This window comes from Burkholderia sp. AU30280, assembly GCF_020420125.1.
Classification (GTDB): Bacteria; Pseudomonadota; Gammaproteobacteria; order Burkholderiales; family Burkholderiaceae; genus Burkholderia.
Genome location: NZ_JAIZRY010000001.1, coordinates 863,265 through 881,725, shown reverse-complemented (window position 1 = coordinate 881,725; position 18,461 = coordinate 863,265). Strand labels below are relative to the sequence as shown.

The following is an 18,461-nucleotide window of genomic DNA, read 5'->3' as shown; positions in this document are numbered from 1 at the left end:
TGCGGCGGTCGATATGTCGCGCGAATCATTATTGAATCGTATAACGAAATATCGTCTGGATAGCTTCCATGGACCGTCGCGCGCGAGCGTTGGAGATGGGCAGCTCAACGCAAGCGCGGCGGCGATAAATGATCCGACTTCATGTCAACGGCCCGTACAGCAGTTGTCGAGGCAGCCGGGACTTACCTGAACGGTGACCTCACGGGTTTCCGGCGTTGATTCGGTTGTGCTGCCGGCTGGATAGATTTGCGTTTGTATCTGAAATGGTGCGTTTGTCAGGCCGTCGTCTATGACGGTCTTTGCCACCGCGGACGCACGTTTCTTTGCAAGTTGATCGGGGGTGCTTTCGTTTTTGGACGCGCTGCCAATTATGTCGATCCATTTCTGAATTGGGTGCTTGGAGTTGATTTCCGAGACCCATTGTTCGATTCGAATTTTCTCGGATTCGCTGATTTCGTGGCTGTCTGGTGAAAAAGAAACAAAAAATTGTCGCGATGGTAAATTTTGCGAACCCTGGCATTCTGCGATGGAATTTGTGGAAAAAAGGAATAGAGCTGCAAAAATAGACGGTAGTGCCGCAATCGCGATGTTCATGCTGAATTCGACTCCTTACTCTGCAAATAAATCTTCACCATAGATCACGAATCCAGTGAGTGTATCCGCATTTCTCAATGCGAGATCAGGATGGGCTCTTGCCCATGCGGTCGCCGTAGGGTCGAGCCCGTAACGAGGGTCGCTGCTGCCGAAGGTGTCGGCGAAGTGCGTTACTTCATGAATGAGCGTGGATAGGCGAGAATCTCCGAACATATTCTGATCACGCAAACCGGCGCCGCCCAACCGGAGGTCATGAAGCAGCATGATTACATTCGCGTTCCCGCAGCCTTGAACGGTCATCTTTTCAAGTGAAAATGTCCATAGAACTTGTTCGAAATTTTTGAATGGACAATTATTCTTTGTGATTCTGACGCGATCGAATTGAGTGTTCGAAAGCGAGGCGACGAGTCCGATGGAATGTGACGACACCATCGGATCGCATGCGAGCGTTTAGACGTTGTGTGCAGGTGGCTATCTGGGCAGATATGCCCGTTGATTCCGCGAGTACCACGCGTCGAACATGACGGAAATGTCATCTTCGCCTCATGTTCGCACTGCGGCCGGACCGTAGCATCGGTCGCGAACCGTTACCGCAGAACCGAACATGCTCAAGCTCAACCTCGCCGCGGCCGTCGTCTTCGCGATGGCCGCGACGGCTCACGCGCAGCCGTCGCTGTCTCCGCAGCCGGCCCCGGCTGCCTCCGGCAGCGCCGCGCCGATCGGCGCCCCGGCACCCGACGCCCTCCCTTCCACTTCGTTGACGCTTTCCGACGCGCTGTCGGTCGCGGCCCGGAACAATCCCGCGCTGCGCGGCGCGCGCGCGGACGTCGATGCGTCGGCCGGCGCGCTGATGCAGGCCGGCGCGCGTCCGAATCCGGAAGTGTCGTTCCTGCAGGAGGGGTTCCGTCGCGCCGAACGCACGTCGACCGCGCTGATCAACCAGACGATCGAACTCGGCGGCAAGCGCCGTGCGCGGCTCGATGTCGCGTCGTACGGCAGGGAAGCGGCCAATGCATCGCTCGACGAGCAGGGCGCCGTCGTGCGCGCCGACGTGATTGCCGCGTTCTACGGGCTGCTCGCCGCGCAGCGCCAGCTACAGGTGACCGAGGAATCGGCCGCGATCGCCGCGCGCTCCGCGGATCTCGCGAGCCGCCGTGCACAGGCCGGCAAGGTGTCGCCGGTCGAGGCGACCAAGGCGCATGTGGCGGCGGCCGGCGTGCAGATCGAGGTCGTGACGGCACGCGGCCGTGTCGAGGTCGCGCGCGAGAAGCTGAACGCGGTGATGGGCGAAGCACGCGGTGGCCGGCTGGCGGTGCAGGGCGATCTCGAAACCGTGCCGCCGGTCGAGCCGCTGTCCGCGCTGACCGCGCAGCTCGACGATGCACCGCTCGCGCGGATCGCGCGCGCCGAGATGCTGCGCTCGAACGCGGCCGTGTCGCTCGAACGCGCGCGGCGCATGCCGGACGTGACGATCAGTGCCGGTGTGAAGCGCGTGACCACGGGCGGCGTGCCGGACAACCAGGCGGTGGTCGGCGTGTCGATCCCGATTCCGCTGTTCAACACGAACCAGGGCGCGCTGCTCGAGGCGACGCACAAGGCCGAGCGCGCGAACGCGGATCTCGATCGCGAGCGCACGCGCCTGCGGCTGGACCTCACGCAGGCGTACGCGAATTTCGAAGCCGCCGCGCAGGAAGCGCAGCGCCTGAAGGCCGATATCCTGCCGGCCGCGCGCCTCGCGCTCGACGCGATGTCGCGCGGCTACGAGCTCGGGAAGTTCAGTTTCCTCGACGTGCTCGACGCACAGCGCACGCTGTTCCAGGGCCAGTCGCAGTACGTGCGCGCGCTCGCCGATGCCCATACGGCCCGCGCCGACCTCGGCCGGCTCGTCGGTACGCCGCTCGCGCCGCTTGCGCCACCCGAGCCGGTCACGCAATAGCGCAACAGACGCCTCTTTTACCTGAAGGATCACCATGTCACGCAACAGAATCCTGATCATCGCGGCCGTCGTGCTCGGCAGCGCCGGGATCGTCATCGGCGCACTCGGCGTCACACGCAACGGCGGCGGCAACGGCGCGGCCGCATCGACGGCTTCCGGAGCCGCGTCATCCGCCGAAGTCGCCGGCGAGCGCGGCGGTGTCGTGCTCAAGCGCGGCAAGCTGTCCGTCGAAATCGTGATGACGGAGAAGCCCGGCGATGCGCGCCTCGTCGTCTATCCGTTCGTCGACGGCAAGCCGGCCGGCAAGGGCGTCACCGTGTCCGGCACGCTGGTTCGCTACGACCGCACGCACGAACCCCTGCGTTTCGATGCGGCCGGCCCGAAGTTCGTGTCCGCGCAGTCGATCGGCAAGCCGCACGTGTTCGATGCGACGATCGACGTGAAGGCGGGCAAGGAGGCCGCGTCGTTCCCGTTCGCGCGCGCCGACGGCGCGATCGCGCTGACCGACGCGCAACTGGCGACCTCGAAGATCACGCTGGCGAAAGCGGGCCCCGCGCAGATCGCGACGCCGTTCCAGTTGCCGGGCGAGATCAAGTTCAACGAGGATCGCACCGCGCACGTGGTGCCGCGCGTGGCCGGCATCGTCGAGCAGGTGTCGGTGTCGCTCGGGCAGAACGTCGCGAAGGGGCAGGTGCTGGCCGTGATCGCGAGCACCGATCTTGCCGAGCGGCGCAGCGAGCTGCTGACCGCCGAGCGCCGGCTGTCGGGCGCACGCGCGACCTACGAGCGCGAACGCACGCTGTGGCAGGAGCGCATCTCGGCCGAGCAGGACTATCAGCAGGCGCAGGTGCAGTTGCGTGAAGCCGAGATCGCCGTGCAGAACGCGCGGCAGAAGCTTGCCGCGCTGAACGCGCCGGCCGGCGCGGGTGCGTTGAACCGCTACGAACTGCGCGCGCCGTTCGCGGGCACCCTCGTCGAGAAGCACGCGACGCCGGGCGAAGCGATCGCCGCCGATGCCAGCATGTTCGTGATCTCCGACCTGTCGACGGTATGGGCCGAGATGGCCGTGCCCGCGCAGCGGTTGAACGACGTGCGGGTCGGCCGCGACGCGACGGTCGTCGCGACCGCGTTCGAATCGCGTTCGAGCGGCCCGATCGCGTACGTGGGCTCGCTGCTCGGCGAACAGACCCGCACCGCGCCGGCGCGCGTCGTGCTGCCGAACCCGGACCGCGTGTGGCGGCCCGGGATGTTCGTGAACGTGTCGGTCGACGCGGGCAGGCAGGGCGTGCCCATCGCGGTCGCGAGCGACGCGCTGCAGGACGTGGACGGCGCACCGTCCGTGTTCGTGCGCTCGCCGAAGGGTTTCGTCGCCCAGGCCGTCGAGACGGGGCGGCGCGACGACCGTGCGACCGAAGTGCTGAAGGGCCTCAAGCCGGGCCAGGAGTACGCGGCGTCGAACAGCTTCGTGCTGAAGGCCGAACTCGGCAAGGGGAGCGCGGAACATGAATGAGCGTGACGTGTGCGCCGTTGCACGACTCGCGGCCCGCCATGCGGCCCGCTTTCCGGCTCGCCGCCTGACCGGCCGGGCGGCCCGTCCGTCGAGGGTGACCGTCCCCCGTTTCAAGGAATCCCGTCATGTTTGAGCGCCTGATCCGCTTTGCGATTGCGCATCGCTGGCTCGTGATGCTGGCGATTGCGGCCGTGGCCGCGCTGGGCGTGTTCAGCTACCAGAAGCTGCCGATCGACGCAGTGCCCGACATCACCAACGTGCAGGTCCAGATCAACACGTCCGCGCCCGGCTATTCGCCGCTGGAGGCCGAGCAGCGCATCACCTATCCGGTCGAGACCGTGATGGCCGGCCTGCCGGGCCTCGAGCAGACGCGCTCGATCTCGCGCTACGGGCTGTCGCAGGTCACGGTGATCTTCAAGGACGGCACCGACATCTATTTCGCGCGACAGCTCGTCAACGAGCGCATCCAGGAAGCGAAGGACAAGCTGCCGCCCGGCATCGCGCCCGCGATGGGGCCGACGTCGACGGGCCTTGGCGAGATCTACCTGTGGACCGTCGAGGCCGACGCGGCTGCGCGCAAGCCCGACGGCACGCGCTATACGGCGGCCGACCTGCGCGAGTTGCAGGACTGGGTCGTCCGGCCGCAGCTTCGCAACGTGCGCGGCGTGACCGAGGTCAACTCGATCGGCGGCTACGTGAAGGAATACCGCGTCGCGCCGAACCCGGCGAAGCTGATGTCGTACGGGCTGACGCTCGCCGACGTCGTGCGCGCGCTGGAACGCAACAACGACAACGTCGGCGCCGGCTACATCGAGAAGCGCGGCGAGCAGTATCTGGTGCGCGTACCGGGCCAGGCGCGCACCGTCGACGATATCGCGAACATCGTGCTGACCAACGTCGGCGGCGTACCGGTGCGGATGAAGGACATCGGAGTGGTCGACATCGGCCGCGAGCTGCGCACGGGCGCGGCGACCTCGAACGGCGAGGAGGTCGTGCTCGGCACGGTCTTCATGCTGATGGGCGAGAACAGCCGCACGGTCGCGAAGGCCGTCGTCGCGAAGATGGAAGACGTGAACCGCACGCTGCCGTCCGGCGTGAAGGCGATTCCCGTATACGACCGCACCGTGCTCGTCGAGAAGGCCGTCGCGACGGTGAAGAAGAACCTGCTCGAAGGCGCGATCCTCGTGATTGCCGTGCTGTTCCTGTTCCTCGGCAACATGCGCGCGGCGCTGATCACGGCGCTCGTGATCCCGCTGTCGATGCTGATGACCTTCACCGGGATGGTGAACGCGAAGGTGAGCGCGAACCTGATGAGCCTCGGCGCGCTCGACTTCGGGATCATCGTCGACGGCGCGGTGGTGATCGTCGAAAACTGCGTCAGGCGGCTCGCGCATGCGCAGGCGGCGGCCGGGCGGCCCCTCACACGCGACGAGCGCTTCGTCGAAGTGTTCGGCGCGTCGCAGGAAGCGCGCCGCGCGCTGATCTTCGGGCAACTGATCATCATGGTCGTGTACCTGCCGATCTTTGCGCTGACGGGCGTCGAAGGCAAGATGTTCCACCCGATGGCCACGACCGTCGTGATGGCGCTCGCGGCCGCGATGGTGCTGACCGTCACGTTCATTCCGGCGGCCGTCGCGCTGTTCATCGGCGAGCGCGTGGAGGAGAAGGAGAACCGGTTGATGGGCTGGGCGCGACGTGCGTACGAACCGGCGCTCGCCGCGTTCATGACGCGCCCGGCGCGCGTGATGATCGGCGCGGGCGCCATCGTGCTGGTCACCCTCGGGCTCGCCACGCGGCTCGGCAGCGAGTTCATCCCGAGCCTCAACGAAGGCGACCTGGCCGTTTCCGCGCTGCGGATTCCCGGCACGAGCCTGTCGCAGTCGGTCGAGATGCAGAAGTCGATCGAGAAGACGCTGAAGGCGCGCTTCCCCGAGATCGAGCGCGTGTTCGCGCGCACCGGCACGGCCGAAATCGCGGCCGACCCGATGCCGCCGAACCTGTCGGACGGCTACATCATGCTGAAGCCGGCCGACCAGTGGCCGAACCCGAAGAAGCCGCGCGACACACTCGTGCGCGAGATCGAGGAAGCGCTCGCCGAGCTGCCGGGCAACGCGTACGAGTTCTCGCAGCCGATCCAGCTGCGTTTCAACGAGCTGATCTCGGGCGTGCGCAGCGACGTCGCGGTGAAGATCTTCGGCGACGACATGGCCGTGCTGAACCAGACCGGCGAGCAGATCGCGGCCGCGCTGCAGAAGGTCCCTGGCGCGTCCGAAGTGAAGGTCGAGCAGACCACGGGCCTGCCCGTGCTGACCGTCAACCTCGATCGCGACAAGCTCGCGCGCTACGGCGTGAGCGTTGCCGACCTGCAGGACTCGGTGGCCGCGGCCGTCGGCGGGCAGAAGGCCGGCACGCTGTTCCAGGGCGACCGCCGCTTCGACATCGTCGTGCGGCTGCCCGACGAGCTGCGCTCCGACATCGAGGCAATCAAGCGGCTGCCGATCGCGCTGCCCGCACCCGCGGCCGGCGCCCGCGCGCCGCTCGCGGCGGCGCCGTACGTGCCGCTCGCGGAGCTCGCGACGATCGACGTCGCGCCGGGCCCGAACCAGATCAGCCGCGAGGACGGCAAGCGGCGGGTGGTCGTCAGCGCGAATGTGCGCGGCCGCGACGTCGGCTCGTTCGTCGCCGATGCGCGCGAGCGGTTGCAGCAGGACGTGCGTGTGCCGGCCGGCTACTGGGTGTCGTGGGGCGGGCAGTTCGAGCAGCTGCAAAGCGCGAGCGAGCGCTTGAAGCTGGTCGTGCCGCTCGCGCTGTTCATGGTGTTCGTGCTGCTGTTCGTGATGTTCAACAACGCGAAGGACGGGCTGCTCGTGTTCACCGGCATTCCGTTCGCGCTGAGCGGCGGCGTCGTGTCGCTGTGGCTGCGCGGGATTCCGCCGTCGATCACGGCGGCGGTCGGCTTCATCGCGCTGTCCGGTGTGGCCGTGCTCAACGGGCTCGTGATGATCTCGTTCATCCGCAACCTGCGTGATGAAGGGATGCCGCTCGAGGCCGCCGTGCGCGAAGGGGCGCTCACGCGGCTGCGGCCGGTGCTGATGACCGCGCTCGTCGCGTCGCTCGGCTTCCTGCCGATGGCGTTCGCGACTGGCACCGGCGCCGAGGTGCAGCGCCCGCTCGCGACGGTCGTGATCGGCGGTATCCTGTCGTCCACGGCGCTGACGCTGCTGGTGCTGCCCGTGCTGTACCGTGCCAGCCATGCGGTGTCGTGGCGCGCCGCGCTTTGGGGCAGCTTCGGCGGCGGCTTCGGCATGGGCGTGCTGCGCCGGTTGGGTTTCTTCAAGGGTAATGCGTGATGCGAATTCTGATTGTCGAAGATGAACCGAAGACGGGCGCTTACCTGCGCAAGGGGCTCACGGAGGCCGGCTATGTCGTCGACTGGGTCGAGGACGGCATCACGGGCCAGCATCAGGCCGAGACCGAGGAGTACGACCTGCTCGTGCTCGACGTGATGCTGCCCGGGCAGGACGGCTGGACGCTGCTGCAGAACCTGCGGCGCAGCAAGTCGACGCCCGTGCTGTTCCTCACGGCGCGCGACGACGTCGGCGATCGCGTGAAAGGGCTCGAGCTCGGCGCCGACGACTATCTCGCGAAGCCGTTCGACTTCGTCGAGTTGACCGCGCGCATCAAGTCGATCCTGCGACGCGGCCAGCCGCGCGACTCGAACACGCTGCGCGTGGCCGACCTCGAGCTCGACCTGACGCGCCGCAAGGCCACGCGGCAGGGCGACACGATCCTGCTGACCGCAAAGGAATTCGCGCTGCTCTGGCTGCTGATGCGCCGCGAGGGCGAGATCCTGCCGCGCGCGACGATCGCGTCGCAGGTCTGGGACATGAATTTCAACAGCGACACGAACGTCGTCGATTCGGCGATCCGGCGCCTGCGCTCGAAGATCGACGACGCGTACGACCCGAAGCTGATCCACACCGTGCGCGGGATGGGCTACGTGCTCGAGGCGCGCGGCGGCGGCGCGGCATGATTGCGCGCCTGCTGCCGCGCACGCTGCGCGGACGCCTGACCGCGCTGATCATCCTGTCGACGTCGGTGATCCTCGCGTCGAGCGGCGTTGCGCTTTACGAAGCACTGAGCAATCGCATCGAAACGACGGCGGCTGAGCAGATGGCCGGCATTTCCGCCGCGTTGGGCGCGCACCTGGCCGAAGCGCGCTCGACGGCCGACGTCGCGCGCAACACCGATATCTGGATCGACCAGTTGCACGGCCATCCGAACATGGATCTCGCGATCTTCGATGCGACGGGGACGCGCCTCGTCGGCACGCCCGGATTTCGTCCGGTCGCGCCGTTGATGTCGCTGGATGCAGGGCGTGTGCCGGTCGGCGTCGCACCTCCCGGCGCACGGCAGCGGTATCTCGTCGCGACCGTGCCGCTTGCCGGCGCAGGCGCGCCCGTGGTGCGCGTCGTGGTGCAGTACGACCGTAGCGCCGACGTGCTGTTGCTGCGCACGCACGCCTATACGATCGTCGTGATCGAGGTGTTCGGCGTGGTGCTCGCGGCCGCGATCGCATACGGCATTGCGGCGCTCGGGCTGAGCCCGCTGCGGCGGTTCGCGGCGCGCGCCGAACAGATGTCGACGAGCCGGCTTGCGCATCCGCTGCCGGCGCTGGATACCGCCGGCGAGCTGAAGGAGCTCGAGCACGCGTTCAACGGCATGCTCGGGCGGTTGAACGAATCGTTCACGCGGTTGAGCCAGTTCTCGTCGAATCTCGCGCACGACATGCGCACGCCGCTCACGAACCTGCAGGCGGCCGCGCAGGTCGTGCTGTCGCAGCCGCGCAGCGCGGATGAATACCGGAACGTGATCGAGTCGAGCATCGACGAATACCAGCGGTTGTCGCGAATGATCGAGGACATGCTGTTCCTGGCGCGTTCGGAACAGGCCGGCACGTCAATCAACGTGCGGCGCCTGGACGCGTCGGAAGAGGCGGAGCGCGTCGCGGGATACTACGAGCCGCTGGCGGAGGATGCCGGCGTGACGGTGAAGGTCGACGGCCATGCGTGGGTCGATGCGGACCTGACGTTGTATCAGCGCGCGCTGAGCAACCTGCTGTCGAACGCGCTGAGGTACGCGCCGCGCGGCAGCGTCGTGACGATCGACTGTGTGGAGCAGGGCGGTGCGACGACGATTGCCGTGTCGGATACGGGGCCCGGCATCGAGGCTCAACACGTCGGAAAGATCTTCGAGCGCTTCTATCGCGTCGATCCGTCGCGGCACAATTCGGCGTCGGGGACGGGGCTCGGCCTTGCGATCGTCCGGTCGATCATGGACAACCACGGCGGCGAATGCGGCGTCGACAGCGACCCGGGCCGTCGCACGACGTTCTGGCTGCGCTTTCCGCGCCAGCCGGCCGAACTGAAACGGCCGGCGGCCATCGGCACCTGACACCGCGGGCGGGCCCGCGCGCGCGTTCGCCATGAAGCGGCCGCGCGCGGCGCGCTGCCCGCGGTCGTGTGGCCGAGCGCCATTACCGCGCGGTCAGGTTGTCGTGATTGTCGGTCTGCGGCTTCTTCTCGCCGCCATGCACCGACATCCCGTGAAGCTCCTTGTTGCGCGCGACGAGCTCGCCGGTCGGCGGGTACTGCGTCTTGCTCGTCGGCACGACGCCGTCGTGCTGCGCCTGCTTCAGTTCATTGACGACCTGCGTGCGGGTCTTGCCCTGCGTTTGCGTTTGCGTCTGCGTCTGCGCGAACGCGGCCTGCGTGGCGATGCCGAGCGACAGCGCGGCGGTGACGAACAGTGCTGCGAGTGTTGCCGTTTTCATCGAGTGCTCTCCTTGATCAGGGCCGCCGGGTGGCGAACCATGGACCCAGTATGCGAAAGCAGCCGTGCGTGATCGTGATCGCGAGATGAAAAATGCGTCAGATAGCGTGATGCGCAGATACGCCGTTCGGGGGCAGTCGACATGACGCATTCGTCATGTTCGCGTCACGGGCGCGATGAGCGGGAAGCGGAACATGAAGTCTGCCGAGGGTCGATGTGGCCGGAGGCATTCGCGCCGTTCGCGATAGCCTTATGGCAAGCGGGCGGCCCTGTTCTGACTTTCACACCGGACTTGAAACGTGTATCGTCCCGCCACTCGCCTAGCCTGGATCGCAGTCCTGATCGTCCCGTTGTTCGCGGGATGCGCATCGACTCGTTCCGGCACGACGTCAACTGCGCAGGCCACGCGGGCAGCGGCTAAAAAGCCGGTGCCGGCCGATCTCATGCCCGGCGAGCAGGTCGACTATGCCGGGCATCGTTGCGGCAATCCGAACCTGTACGTGAAAACGCATCCGTGCCTGTTCCCGCGGCGCAATTCGACACCCTGATCATGTGGGCGCAACCAAAAAAAATGCCCGGCACTCGACGTGTCCGGGCCTAATGCGTGACGCGCCGTGCGGCAGCGACTCGCTTGCGTGGTCTGGAACGGGCGCTGCCCGTCACGTTTACGATCGTAGCGACGCGACGCTTCGCGAACCTGACCGGAACATGAAATTTTCGTCATGCAGCGCGCGTATTGCTCCTGCGGTCAGAACCGGTGGCGCAACCCGAGATTGACGATGCCCTGCGTGCGCGTTCCGCCATAGCCGCAGGAGCCGATCGACGCCTGCGCCGTCTGCGTGCCGCCGTCGAGCGTGCGCCGTTCGCCGTTCGCGCGTTGCCACGCGCCGACCGTGTAGAGATCGGTACGCTTCGACAGCACGTAATCATGGACGCAAAAACCGACGACGAATTTTTGATTCGCAGAGCGATGCAGCGGATGTCACGGCGGTGACGAAACCGTCATACTGCGATCACGATTTCGCACCGCCGCCGGATCAAAGTGAAGGCTCCTGTCATGGATCAACAGCAAGGAGCGAACCACATGAATATTCCGCGACCGATGATCGTCATCGCCGCCACCGCACTATCGTTTGCGGCCTTCTCTCAGGCAGTGGCCGCGCAGCAGAAGACCCGGCAGGAAGTCCGTCAGGAACTGGTGCGCGCGCGCCACGACGGCGCGATCCCGAGCCCGAGTCACGACTACCCGGCAAGCCCGGCCGCCGTCGCACGCAATCAGGAGATCCATCGCGCGACCGTGCATCGCGGCGAGACGGCGCCGCTGGTCGATGCGCACGACAACCGTTTTGCGGTTCGCTGATCGTTCCCTCGCGGCCGACCGGCGCAGTGCCTGTCGGCCGCCCCCCACACGAAGAGGAGGGCGCCATGCGCCATTTCGCGAAAGGAATCGTGCTTGCGGTGACCCTGATGTCGACGGCCGCGATGGCGGCCGGCTGGCCGGAACGTGCGCTGTCGCACGCGTCGGCGCACGATGTCGGCCGGCGCGAGAACGAGCGGATGCGCTGCGAGTTCGCGGCCGTGCCGGCCGGCGCGTGGAGCGCGACGTTCACGCGCGGGCAATGCGAGGTCGACAACGGCCGGCTGACGTTCGTACCCGCCGATGCAGGCGGCGGATCGATTGCCGCGGAGCAGCGGATCGTGCTCGGTGAGGTCCGCACCGCATCGCATCAGTCGCGCAAGCTGAAGGAGCAGTTGCAACTGGCGACGCGCGACGAAGTGATCGCGCTGAACGTGCTGACCGACGACGGCAGCCGCAAGTCGCGCGAACATGCGATCGACCTGTGGGCCGCGCTGCGCAACCAAGGCGTGACGCCCGTCAACGGCACGCGCATCGTCGAGTCGTATCCGACGGGCGCGACGACGTGGTAGCCGGTGCGCAGCCGCGCCCGGCTTATCCGGCCTTTACCGATCCTTCGATCAGGAAGAACACGATGAAGCCGACGAAGAACGCGGCCGTCGCGAACGGCGTTTCGGGTACCTCGTGCGCTTCGACCAGCAGTTCCTCGGTGACGAGGTACAGCAGTGCGACGGTGCCCAGCCCGAGCAGCGCCGCGTAGATCGTGGGCGGAAGTCCGGCGAACGCCGCGTTGCCGGCAACGGCCGCGAGGCTCAGCAGCGCCGCGAGCCCGACCGGTACGACGATCGACAGCATGCGGCCGACGCCGGCGGCCGCGAGCGCAGCGCTCACCGATAGCGCGAGGAACAGCACCTCGAGCGTCAGCGCGACGGTCAGGATGATGCCGCTTTCGTCGCTTGCCGAGAACGCGATGCCGAGCACGAGGCCGTCGATGACGAGATCGATCGCGGTGACGATGATGAGGCTCACGGGCAGCCGCGCTTGCTCGAAGCGCGTCTCGATCGCCCCCGACAGCGCGCGGATCGCGAGCATCAGCGCGAGACCGAGCACGAAGCCGACGACGACCGGAAACAGCGCATGCGCGCGGTCCTGCGGCAGCAGCTCGAGCGCGGCGGCCGCGAACACGATGCCGCCGGTGAAATGCTGGATGACGCTGGACGTTTTCGGGCCGGGGGCACGCCAGGCGGCCGCGAGGGCGCCGAAACTGGCCGCCAGCACGGGCGGCAACGTGAGCAGCGCAAGCTTCGCGGTCGGTGTCATGAGGCCTCTCGAACGGTTGGCGTACCGCAGCGGGCCCGGCGTCGCGCTGCCCGGCTGCGTTGTACGGTTCATACGCGCGGGGGCGTGGCCCCGGCATCAACCGGCAATTGAACACCTTGAAGCCGCTTCAAAGTCAACCCATTCGATGCGGCGCGCACCGGCAAGCCGGCGCGCCGGTGCCGGTCAAAGCTGCGCGAGCGCCTGATCGAGATCCGCGAGCAGGTCGTCGATATGCTCGATGCCGATCGACAGCCGCACCGTTTCTTCCTTCACGCCCGCCTTCGCGAGTTCGGCCGGCGACAGTTGCCGGTGGGTCGTCGATGCCGGGTGCGTCGCGAGCGATTTCGTGTCGCCGATGTTGACGAGCCGCGTGAACAGCTTCAGCGCGTCCTGGAATTTCGCGCCGCCGTCACGGCCGCCCTTCACGCCGAACGTCAGGATGCCGGGCGCGCGGCCCGACAGGTAGCGCGCGACGAGCGCATGATCGGGGTGATCGGGCAGGCCCGCGTAGTTCACCCATTCGACGTTGTCGTGGCGCGCGAGATGCTGCGCGATCTTCAGCGCGTTGTCGCTGATCCGCTCGACGCGCAGCGCCAGCGTTTCGATGCCCTGCAGGATCTGGAATGCATTGAACGGCGAGATCGCCGCGCCCATGTTGCGCAGCGGCACCACGCGCGCGCGGCCGATATAGGCAGCCGGCCCGAACGCTTCCGTGTAGACGACGCCGTGATAGCTGACGTCGGGCTCGTTCAGCCGCTTGAAGCGGTCGGCATGCTCGGCCCACGGAAACTTGCCCGAATCGACGATCGCGCCGCCAAGGCTTGTGCCGTGCCCGCCGAGATACTTCGTCAGCGAGTGCACGACGATGTCCGCGCCGTGCTCGAACGGGCGCAGCAGGTACGGCGACGGCACCGTGTTGTCGACGATCAGCGGGATGCCGTGGCGATGCGCGACTTCGGCGAGCGCGGCGATGTCGGTGACGTTGCCGAGCGGGTTGCCGACCGATTCCGCGAAGATCGCCTTGGTGCGCGCGTCGATCAGCGGCTCGAACGATGCGGGATCGCGCGGATCGGCGAAGCGCGTGGTGATCCCGTATTGCGGCAGCGTATGCGCGAACAGGTTGTAGGTGCCGCCGTACAGCGAACTCGCGGACACGATGTTGTCGCCGGCTTCGGCGATCGTCTGGATCGCGTACGTGACGGCCGATTGCCCCGATGCAAGCGCCAGCGCGCCGATGCCGCCCTCGAGCGCGGCGATCCGTTGCTCGAGCACGTCCGTCGTCGGGTTCATGATCCGCGTGTAGATGTTGCCCTGGACCTTCAGGTCGAACAGGTCGGCACCGTGCTGCGTGTCGTCGAATGCGTACGCGACGGTCTGGTAGATCGGTACGGCGACAGCGCGCGTGGTCGGGTCGGGACGATAACCGCCGTGCACGGCGATGGTTTCGAGACGCCAGTTCGATGCGGCCTGATCGGTCATGGGTGCTCCTTCCGTTGTTGTGGTGGTCGAGCGATTATAGGAGCACGTGCACGGCTAGCTTTAGAACGAATGGTGTGTTGCTTATGGCGGGGCGCCGCATAAAATGCCTGTTCCGCAAACAAGGGGTGCGCGATGAATCAGGATCACTGGAACCAGGTGGATGCGTATTTCTCCGCGACGCTCGTGCCGTCCGACGACGCGCTCGACGCCGCGCTGGCGGCGAGCGACGCGGCCGGTCTGCCCGCGATCAACGTCGCGCCGAACCAGGGCAAGCTGCTGCAACTGCTCGCGACGATTCGCGGCGCGCGGCGGATCCTCGAGGTCGGCACGCTCGGCGGCTACAGCACGATCTGGCTCGCGCGCGCGTTGCCGCCGGGCGGTACGCTCGTGACGCTCGAACTGAACCCCGCGCATGCGCAGGTCGCGACACGGAACATCGCACGTGCGGGGTTCGCACAGGCCGTGACGGTGGTGGTCGGCAGCGCGAAGGACAGCCTCGCGCGGCTCATCGACGCGGGTGAAGCACCGTTCGATTTCATCTTCATCGATGCCGACAAGGACAACAATCCGGCCTATCTCGACGCGGCGCTGAAGCTGTCGCGGCCCGGCACGGTGATCGTCGTCGACAACGTCGTGCGCGGTGGGCGCGTGGCCGATCCGGACAATCGCGAGCCCGACGTGGCGGGCGTGCGCGACGGGTTCGCGCGTCTCGCGGCCGCCCCGAACGTCACGACGACCGCCGTGCAGACGGTCGGGCAGAAGGGCTGGGACGGGTTCTCGATCTCGATCGTCGGCGCGTGATGTGATGTCGGGTCGCGCGTGCGGTCGGCCCGCACGCTAGTTCTTGTCTGGATTCTTCTCTTCGCACTGGTCGGGCTCGTCGCTCAGCACGATGCGGCGGATGCGGCCGTTGTCGTAGAACGGGACATCGGGGCAGAACTTCATGCCGGCGCGGGTTTGCGTGCGCTTCCACGTGACCTTCTCGGTGCGTACCAGCGTCGGCGCATGGCCGGGCGCGCCCGGCTTCCAGATATCGATGTACACGCGCGACATCCACGGCGAATCGTTCGCGTCGCACGCCTTCGGGTCGCCCAGTGTCGAACGCAGCCCGGTGTCGGTCTGCTCGATCCGCTGCGGAAACTCGATGTAACCGTCGCCGTAGCCGGGCACGACGTAGCAATAACGACGCGTGTTCCCGTCGAGCACCGGCAGCATGTAGCTGCTGGCCGAGTCGACTTCCTTCACGTCGTCGCCCTGCCAGCGGTAAGTCGTCACGCCATGCTCGCAGCAACTCGCGCGCCAGCTTGTCCAGATGATCCTGTGCTCGGGATCGAAATCCGGCGACGTGATGCCCTGCAGCCCCGGCGGCGCATCGACGAAGCGCCGCGTCTTCGGATCGAAAATCCACGTCTGGTACGGAATGTTCGGGCTCGCCCCCAATGCTTGCGCGAGCATCAGGTCGGGCCAGCCGTCGAAATTCACGTCGGCGAATTCGGGCGTGAACAGGCTGCAGGTGCCTTGCGAATCGGTCTGCAGCGTCTGTACGAGGCGGCCTCGATCGTACAGGCGGATCGCGGAAACGTGCGGTGGATCGTTGCACGCACTGCCGTCGTCGGGCAGCTTGTCCGCGACGAGGCGGATCTCGTAAGGGAACGGCCTGCCGTCTTGTTTCGGCGCGAGCGAGACGGGCAGCGTGCGCTTGCCGTCCGGCGACGCCCAGGTGCCGGTCACGGCATTGTCGAGGGAGGCAACGCGCCACGTGCCCGTTACGCGCTCGGCGTTCACTTTCGCGCCGCTGTCGCGCTCCGACAGCGTGGCGCCGTGTGCGTCGAGCGTCCCCTTCAATGCGAGCCGATAGCGTTTGTCGGACGTGCAGGGCGCGTAGCAGTACCAGCCCGATACCGCATCGGCCACGCGCGACAACGCGACCTCGACATGCCGGTTGCCGATCGTGCCGGTCCAGTTACGCGACCAGAACGGGATTTCGACCGAATCGTCGGCGCTTGCGGCACGCACCGGCGCTGACGCGAACGCGGTGATGGCGACCAGCGCGAACGCAAGCGCGCCACGCCAGCCGCGCGTGCGCCGCGTCGCGCTCGCGTGGCGCGACGCATCGATGAACGGGAGAAACATGCTGCAGCCCCTCGGTTTGTTATGGGTGATGTCTGCCGGCGTGTTTCGGTGCGATGCGCACGTCAGCGGCTCGCTGCCGCATCCGCCCGTCGATACAGGCGTGGCCACTGATCGTCGAACAGGCCGTTGCACGTGCCGTGCGTGGCGATATCGTCGAGCACGAAGCGCCGGCCGTCGAAGATCCACGATGCGGTCGAGCCGCAATCGCCGAGACTGCGCAGCCGGACCTTGCTCGACAGCGTCGCGGTGGCGGAATCGTAGGCGGCGTCGGTCAGTTCGTTCGCGAACGACGCCGAATCGAGCCCCGCGTTCGCGTTCTCGCCGAAATTCATCGGTGTCGGCGTGAGCGGCGCCATCCGTCGCACGCGATACCACAGGTCGGTGTGGTTATACATGCTGCTGGTCTGGCACGGAATCGCGACCAGTGCTTCGTCGGCGGAGATCGCCACGGCGCGCGACGCCTTCCTGCGATCGCTCGCCGGCATTTCGTCTTCGACATCGGCCGCACATTGCTTCACGTCGCCGCCGAACTTCGCGAGCACCGCGTCGACGAGCGAGCGTTGCTCGGCGGCCGACAGGTTCGCGACGGCCGGCGCCGGCGTGACGGCGGGCGGCAGCGCCGGTGCGGCCGGTACCGACGATGCGGCCCGGGTGCCCGGGCGCAGCAGCGCGGTGACGGTGCCGACACGGCCCTGCGTGTCGTCGATCAACAGCAGTGCGGCATTCAATCCCGTCAACGGCGTGCGGGCGGTTTGCGCCGACGCCGGATCGCCGAAGCTCAGCAGTTGCGCATTGCGCGATGCGGCGAGCCATGCGGCAACCGTTGCCGGATCGTGGGTCCGGATCCGGAACGGGTACGCGTCGTCATCGTCCGGCTTGCCGCCGAACGCATGCCATTGGGCCGCCATTGCATCGAACGGGCGGCCGTCCACGCGGGCGGTGCGCAGGTCCAGCGGCGCCGACGCGTAGAGGTCGAGCGATGCTTGCGCGTCCGGGCCGGCATCGCGCGTCACGCGCAGGATGAGGCGGGTGCGTGCGTCGTCGCTATCGTCGGCTTGGCTTTCGGCAACGCAACGGTTGCCGTTGTCGCAGACGACCGACCAGTTCTTGAAATCGCGCTCGACCGGCGGCCGCGCGAGCGGGCGAGCCTGGGCAACGATCGGGGAAACGGCGAGGAGAGCGGCGATGGCGAGCGAAAGGCGGTGCGACATGACGGTTCGTATCGACGGTGGATGGGCGGGCGGAAACGTCGGGCTGCAAGCGCATCGTCAGCAAGCCGGGCAGGTCGAGGGCTGCGGCGCATGCGGCGGCGCGCTTTACCGAACAGCGTCGAGTATACCGCCGCAACGGGCTGCGATCGTGACGACGACGCGTAGTGTGCGGACACGGCCATGACTGGCCGGCATGGGGCGGACACGTGCGGATGCGAAAATGGCGCGATGCCCGCAGGCATCGCGCCGTTCGTCTTTCACCGACCGTCCACCACGTCGCGCAGGAATGCGTCGAGCATCGCCACGTCGCCCCACGGCCGCTTGTATTCGCGATCGTGCTCGGCATCGGCGAGCATCGTCTCGACGAGCGCGTGGATCGCCGGCCGGCGCGGCCCGTATTCGCTTTCGTTCGCGCGCATCTTCAGTGCGAGCAATGCGTCGAGTTCCGCGCGCACCGCCGGCGCGTGCACGGTGCCGTCGACGAGATCCGCGAAGCGCATCGGCGGCATCCCGAGCCCCATGTCGATCCAGCGTGCCGCGAGCAGCGGCCGCAGCACGTACAGGTACTTCTTGTAGCGCACCGTGTCGCCTTGCAGGTAGCCGCGAAAGTTCTTCTTCGCCATCGCGAGGTAGTGGTGCCGCCCGCGCACCGGCGAGAAGAACGCCGATGCCAGCGACCTGAGCCGCGGCGCCCAGCGTGCGTCTTCGCGATACACGACGGGCGAGTCGAGCCATTCGAGCAGCGTCGGGTTCGAGCGGCGCAGCAGTTGCAACGCCTTGCGCAGTTCCCAGCCGCTGACGTCGAGTTCGTCGTCGAGCGGCCGCTCGATCACGTCGCGTTGCGGTTCGACGCTCAGGTACCAGTCGCGCCGGTGCGCATACACGAAGCGCACGTCGTAATCGCTGTCCGGCGATGCGAACCCCCAGCCGCGGCTGCCCGATTCGCATGCGAACAGCACGCGCACGTCGTGGCGGCGCTCGACTTCCGCGAGCTCCGCCATCACGCGCGCCCGCACGGCCGGGTCGACCGGGTGCGCGCTGCGCACGGTTGTCATTGCTTTTTCCGTTTTCATGGTTGTCGTTTCCCTT

At 67.0% G+C, this 18,461-nt stretch carries 17 protein-coding genes and 1 pseudogene; 9 read left to right on the top strand and 9 right to left on the bottom strand.

Features of this window, described 5'->3' with window-relative positions:
• Positions 1 to 144: 144 nt before the first annotated feature.
• Together LGN17_RS04000 and LGN17_RS03995 are read right to left on the bottom strand one after the other, a co-directional pair.
• A complete protein-coding gene (locus LGN17_RS04000; protein WP_226195237.1) occupies positions 145 to 594 on the bottom strand; it encodes an OmpA family protein in 450 nt (149 codons plus the stop codon).
• 15 nt (positions 595 to 609) lie between these two features.
• Positions 610 to 858, bottom strand: coding sequence for a M35 family metallo-endopeptidase (locus LGN17_RS03995; RefSeq protein WP_226195236.1), 249 nt, complete (start codon positions 856 to 858; stop codon positions 610 to 612).
• Between the two features lie 340 nt (positions 859 to 1,198).
• Here LGN17_RS03995 and LGN17_RS03990 point away from each other — a divergent pair, with 340 nt between their 5' ends.
• The 5 genes from LGN17_RS03990 (at position 1,199) to LGN17_RS03970 (ending at position 9,494) form a co-directional block, all read left to right on the top strand.
• Complete coding sequence (locus LGN17_RS03990; RefSeq protein WP_226195235.1) at positions 1,199 to 2,530, top strand: TolC family protein; 1,332 nt, start codon at positions 1,199 to 1,201, stop codon at positions 2,528 to 2,530.
• Between the two features lie 34 nt (positions 2,531 to 2,564).
• The gene (locus LGN17_RS03985) at positions 2,565 to 4,040 is read left to right on the top strand and encodes an efflux RND transporter periplasmic adaptor subunit (protein WP_226195234.1); all 1,476 of its coding nucleotides are present in this window, start codon (positions 2,565 to 2,567) and stop codon (positions 4,038 to 4,040) included.
• A gap of 125 nt (positions 4,041 to 4,165) precedes the next feature.
• Entirely contained in the window at positions 4,166 to 7,390 is a 3,225-nt protein-coding gene (locus tag LGN17_RS03980; protein WP_226195233.1) for an efflux RND transporter permease subunit, read from the top strand.
• On the top strand, positions 7,390 to 8,073 hold the full coding sequence (gene irlR / locus LGN17_RS03975; RefSeq protein ID WP_226195232.1) for a heavy metal response regulator transcription factor IrlR: 684 nt from the start codon (positions 7,390 to 7,392) through the stop codon (positions 8,071 to 8,073). Before LGN17_RS03980 ends, irlR begins: the two co-directional genes overlap by 1 nt.
• The gene (locus tag LGN17_RS03970; RefSeq protein WP_226195231.1) at positions 8,070 to 9,494 is read left to right on the top strand and encodes a heavy metal sensor histidine kinase; all 1,425 of its coding nucleotides are present in this window, start codon (positions 8,070 to 8,072) and stop codon (positions 9,492 to 9,494) included. The genes irlR and LGN17_RS03970 overlap by 4 nt, the downstream gene beginning before the upstream one ends.
• 82 nt (positions 9,495 to 9,576) lie before the next feature.
• On the opposite strand, the gene LGN17_RS03965 is transcribed toward LGN17_RS03970, so the two are convergent.
• Positions 9,577 to 9,873 (bottom strand): DUF4148 domain-containing protein, encoded by a 297-nt coding sequence (locus LGN17_RS03965; protein ID WP_226195230.1) that lies wholly within the window; start codon positions 9,871 to 9,873, stop codon positions 9,577 to 9,579.
• Positions 9,874 to 10,171: 298 nt separating this feature from the next.
• Between LGN17_RS03965 and LGN17_RS03960 the strand changes: the two genes are divergently transcribed.
• Complete coding sequence (locus LGN17_RS03960) at positions 10,172 to 10,420, top strand: hypothetical protein (RefSeq protein WP_226195229.1); 249 nt, start codon at positions 10,172 to 10,174, stop codon at positions 10,418 to 10,420.
• Between the two features lie 200 nt (positions 10,421 to 10,620).
• Here LGN17_RS03960 and LGN17_RS03955 read toward each other — a convergent pair.
• Positions 10,621 to 10,800 (bottom strand): annotated as a pseudogene (locus LGN17_RS03955) (porin); the annotation flags it as partial.
• A 114-nt stretch (positions 10,801 to 10,914) separates the two neighbouring features.
• On the opposite strand from LGN17_RS03955, the gene LGN17_RS03950 reads away from it, so the two are divergent.
• The gene (locus LGN17_RS03950) at positions 10,915 to 11,232 is read left to right on the top strand and encodes a DUF4148 domain-containing protein (protein WP_413226996.1); all 318 of its coding nucleotides are present in this window, start codon (positions 10,915 to 10,917) and stop codon (positions 11,230 to 11,232) included.
• 65 nt (positions 11,233 to 11,297) lie between these two features.
• Positions 11,298 to 11,801, top strand: coding sequence for a hypothetical protein (locus LGN17_RS03945; protein ID WP_226195228.1), 504 nt, complete (start codon positions 11,298 to 11,300; stop codon positions 11,799 to 11,801).
• 22 nt (positions 11,802 to 11,823) lie between these two features.
• Here the strand turns inward: LGN17_RS03945 and LGN17_RS03940 are convergent, their stop codons facing one another.
• Both LGN17_RS03940 and LGN17_RS03935 read right to left on the bottom strand, forming a co-directional pair.
• A complete protein-coding gene (locus LGN17_RS03940; RefSeq protein ID WP_226195227.1) occupies positions 11,824 to 12,549 on the bottom strand; it encodes a ZIP family metal transporter in 726 nt (241 codons plus the stop codon).
• Between the two features lie 183 nt (positions 12,550 to 12,732).
• On the bottom strand, positions 12,733 to 14,028 hold the full coding sequence (locus LGN17_RS03935; protein WP_175952246.1) for an O-acetylhomoserine aminocarboxypropyltransferase/cysteine synthase family protein: 1,296 nt from the start codon (positions 14,026 to 14,028) through the stop codon (positions 12,733 to 12,735).
• A gap of 132 nt (positions 14,029 to 14,160) precedes the next feature.
• Here LGN17_RS03935 and LGN17_RS03930 point away from each other — a divergent pair, with 132 nt between their 5' ends.
• Positions 14,161 to 14,829, top strand: coding sequence for an O-methyltransferase (locus LGN17_RS03930; protein WP_226195226.1), 669 nt, complete (start codon positions 14,161 to 14,163; stop codon positions 14,827 to 14,829).
• 36 nt (positions 14,830 to 14,865) lie between these two features.
• On the opposite strand, the gene LGN17_RS03925 is transcribed toward LGN17_RS03930, so the two are convergent.
• The 3 genes from LGN17_RS03925 to LGN17_RS03915 all read right to left on the bottom strand — a co-directional run bounded on the left by LGN17_RS03925 (position 14,866) and on the right by LGN17_RS03915 (position 18,445).
• Positions 14,866 to 16,161, bottom strand: a complete 1,296-nt coding sequence (locus LGN17_RS03925) for an XAC2610-related protein (protein ID WP_226195225.1) — start codon at positions 16,159 to 16,161, stop codon at positions 14,866 to 14,868.
• Positions 16,162 to 16,223: 62 nt separating this feature from the next.
• Positions 16,224 to 17,372 (bottom strand): DUF1176 domain-containing protein, encoded by a 1,149-nt coding sequence (locus LGN17_RS03920; protein ID WP_226195224.1) that lies wholly within the window; start codon positions 17,370 to 17,372, stop codon positions 16,224 to 16,226.
• 257 nt (positions 17,373 to 17,629) lie between these two features.
• Positions 17,630 to 18,445 (bottom strand): nucleotidyltransferase domain-containing protein, encoded by an 816-nt coding sequence (locus LGN17_RS03915; protein ID WP_226195223.1) that lies wholly within the window; start codon positions 18,443 to 18,445, stop codon positions 17,630 to 17,632.
• Positions 18,446 to 18,461: the final 16 nt, after the last annotated feature.